This window comes from Geobacillus sp. ZGt-1 (genome assembly GCF_001026865.1).
Classification (GTDB): domain Bacteria; phylum Bacillota; class Bacilli; order Bacillales; family Anoxybacillaceae; genus Geobacillus; species Geobacillus thermoleovorans.
Genome location: NZ_LDPD01000023.1, coordinates 472196 through 475182, shown reverse-complemented (window position 1 = coordinate 475182; position 2987 = coordinate 472196). Strand labels below are relative to the sequence as shown.

4 protein-coding genes and 1 pseudogene are annotated in these 2987 nt (G+C 53.2%); all 5 read left to right on the top strand.

Annotated elements, in window-relative coordinates; translation table 11 throughout:
• A pseudogene (locus VU18_RS20190) lies at positions 1-128 on the top strand (NAD(+) synthetase); the annotation flags it as partial.
• Between the two features lie 115 nt (positions 129-243).
• The gene (locus VU18_RS11175) at positions 244-978 is read left to right on the top strand and encodes a YhcN/YlaJ family sporulation lipoprotein (protein WP_011232071.1); all 735 of its coding nucleotides are present in this window, start codon (positions 244-246) and stop codon (positions 976-978) included.
• 138 nt (positions 979-1116) lie between these two features.
• Positions 1117-1857, top strand: coding sequence for a YebC/PmpR family DNA-binding transcriptional regulator (locus VU18_RS11170; protein ID WP_014196414.1), 741 nt, complete (start codon positions 1117-1119; stop codon positions 1855-1857).
• Between the two features lie 228 nt (positions 1858-2085).
• On the top strand, positions 2086-2562 hold the full coding sequence (locus VU18_RS11165; RefSeq protein ID WP_011232069.1) for an intercompartmental signaling factor BofC: 477 nt from the start codon (positions 2086-2088) through the stop codon (positions 2560-2562).
• A 103-nt stretch (positions 2563-2665) separates the two neighbouring features.
• On the top strand, positions 2666-2987 hold a 322-nt coding region (gene ruvA, locus VU18_RS11160), incomplete at its 3' end, for a Holliday junction branch migration protein RuvA (protein ID WP_161797229.1).

Below are 2987 nucleotides of genomic sequence, written 5' to 3'. Positions count from 1 at the left end.
CGTATGAAATGATCGATAAATATTTAAAAGGGGAAGATATTCCAGAACGCGATCGGAAAATTATTGAACGGCTTCATGAACGTTCGCATCATAAACGGCAGTTGGCGATTGCGCCGCCGAAGTTTTAGCTGTCATCTCGTTGGGTTGAACTGACAGCGATAAACCCCCCGCGTTTGCCGCAAGCTAAACGTAAGGCTGGCTTCATGCCAGCCTTGGGCGAAGGAAACCAAGGGGGGTTTTCCATTGAGATACGCGGTCAGATGGATCGGCGCGTTGTCGGTCGCCGGATTGCTCGCCTCATGCACCAACTACCGGGCGAATGAGGAAGGGGCGCAGCGTTATCATGATGCGGCGAGACCGATCGGTTTTTACTCGACGGAGCGAGGCGACGATTTCCGCTATGGCCGATACGGGACGAATGCGCTCAATTATGACAACCGTTATATATGGGCGCGCCGCGGTCCGGTCACCGATTATTTGACGGACGGCGGCCGCCTCGGAGGACCAGCAGCGACCCGGTTTGACACGGACGTTCCGGCTCTTCCGCCCGACGTCGATTTCGGTGACAGTGATTACAACTACCATGGGCATTTGCACTCGCTAAACGTCGATCCGCACCCGTCGTACTACCGAAGCTATGCCGGCGGTTTGGCTGAGAAGCTCTCCCGCCGCGCCGCAGCGGTGAACGGAGTCGACGATGCCCGCGCGGTTGTGTATGGCGATCAGGCGCTCATCGCGATTGCCACAGACGCCCGCCATCCCAAGCGGCTTGAGAAGCGTGTCGAGCAAGCGGTCGCTCCGTACGCGGACGGCAAGCGGGTGCGCGTCACCTCGAATCCGAGCATGTACCACCGCATTCGCACGATTGACAACGCGCTTCGACGCGGGACTCCAATCAATATGGAAGAAATCCGCCGTGATTTGCGCACCATTTTTATCGATGGCACGATTCAAGAACGGCCGGAAAACACTCGGTGACAAACGAAAAAGGCGTCCCCAAAAAGCGGGGCGCCTTTTTTCATGGCTGCTCCTTCGCTGGAGCTTGGCTGACAATTTCCGCGTTTTTTGCTATAGTAATAGTCGGAACATTCCGTTGCGATGAGAGGAGAACTGTCGATGGCTGGACATTCGAAGTGGAAAAATATCCAACGGCGGAAAAATGCTCAAGATGCCAAACGCGGCAAACTGTTCATGAAACTGGCGAAGGAAATTTATGTGGCCGCCAAAAGCGGCGGAGGCGATCCAGCGTCCAATCCGAGCCTGCGCCTTGTCATTGAGAAGGCGAAAGCGGCCAACATGCCGAGCGAAAACATTGAACGGGCGATTAAAAAAGCAACTGGAACCCAAGAACATACCAACTATGAGGAAATTCGCTACGAAGGATATGGACCAGGCGGCGTTGCCGTCATGGTCGTTTGCCTGACGGATAATAAAAACCGCACCGCCGCCAACGTGCGTGCGGCGTTTTCGAAAAACGGCGGCAATTTAGGGGAAACGGGCTGCGTCTCCTATTTGTTCGAGCGCAAAGGGCTGCTCGTGATTGACCGCGAACAGCACAACGTTGATGAGGATGAATTGCTGCTGTTGGCCATTGAAGCGGGCGCCGAGGAGATGGAAACAACGGACGAATCGTTCGAAATTTATACAGCGCCCGAATCGTTTGAAACGGTGAAAGACGAGCTGGAACAGCAAGGATTCACGTTTGCCAGCGCGGAAATTACGATGATTCCGCAAACGTATACGACGCTTGAGGGCGACGATTTGAAAAAAATGCTGAAGTTGATCGATACGCTTGAAGATGATGATGACGTCCAAGAAGTGTACCATAATTTGGACGAATCGGTGCTTGAGGAGTAGCGACGTCCGTCGGCGAAGCCGGCGGATTTTTTTTGTACATACGTTCGAAGGTCGTGGAACATAATGGAATATGATGATCGAGCGCCGTTGGCTCGAATCCCCGCCCCACTTTTTGGATCGGCGGCAGCTTGCTTGGCAAAAAAGCTGATGGATCAAGGAATAAAATGGCGTCCGCTGGTGAAACTAGTGGCGTAAAGGAACCATCATCCGAGAAGAGAGGAACAAACGATGCGAATTCTTTCCCTCATACTGTGGATCGCCGCCATCGTGTTGCCGGTTCATTCGGCCTCCGCCGCACCGGTTAAGATGACGATTGTGCTCGAGCGGCAATACTTGGACGGAGAGATGAGCGAAGAGAAAGTCACCGAAACCGTCGATTCGATGACAGAAATATGGAAAAAATATCGCGGTTGGCAACTCGTGACGCTCGATGATCAGACGATCGTGTTTCGCAAAACAATCAACGACATTTCGCCGTTGTTAAAAACAAACGGCTACTTCGGAATTACGGACGATGGCACGTTGTCTATCTTCAACGGCAAACCGGGCCGGTCGAGCGAAATCATCCAGTCGTTTTTCCAAATCGACGTGCAAAAGCTCGAAAGCCGTCAGCAAGAAAAGCTGAAGAAAGGAATTCGCGTCCTCTCGAAAGAGCGGTATGAACAAGTGATCGAAATGTACCGCCATTTTGCGGTCGTCCAATAAACCAAGCGAAAGCCCGTGGTGCAAAGCGCATCGCGGGATTTCTTTTTGCTATAATGAAATCATATGATACAATGAAAGGACGAAAAAAGGAGAGGAGCATCCATTGATCGAGTTTATCCGTGGGTATGTCGATTACGTCTGCCCGGAATATATCGTCATCGACCATAACGGCATCGGCTACGAGATCTTTACGCCGAACCCGTTTGCGTTTCAGGAAAGCCGCGAGGCGGCGGTGACCGTCTATACATACGAATATGTACGCGAAGGTGTGCACGCCTTGTACGGGTTCCCAACGCGCGAGGAGCGCAACTTGTTCGCCAAGCTGCTGCAAGTGTCGGGCATCGGGCCGAAAGGCGGCCTCGCCATTTTGGCGGCCGGGCGTCCGGATGAACTGGCGCGGGCCATCGAGGAAGAAAACGAGGCGT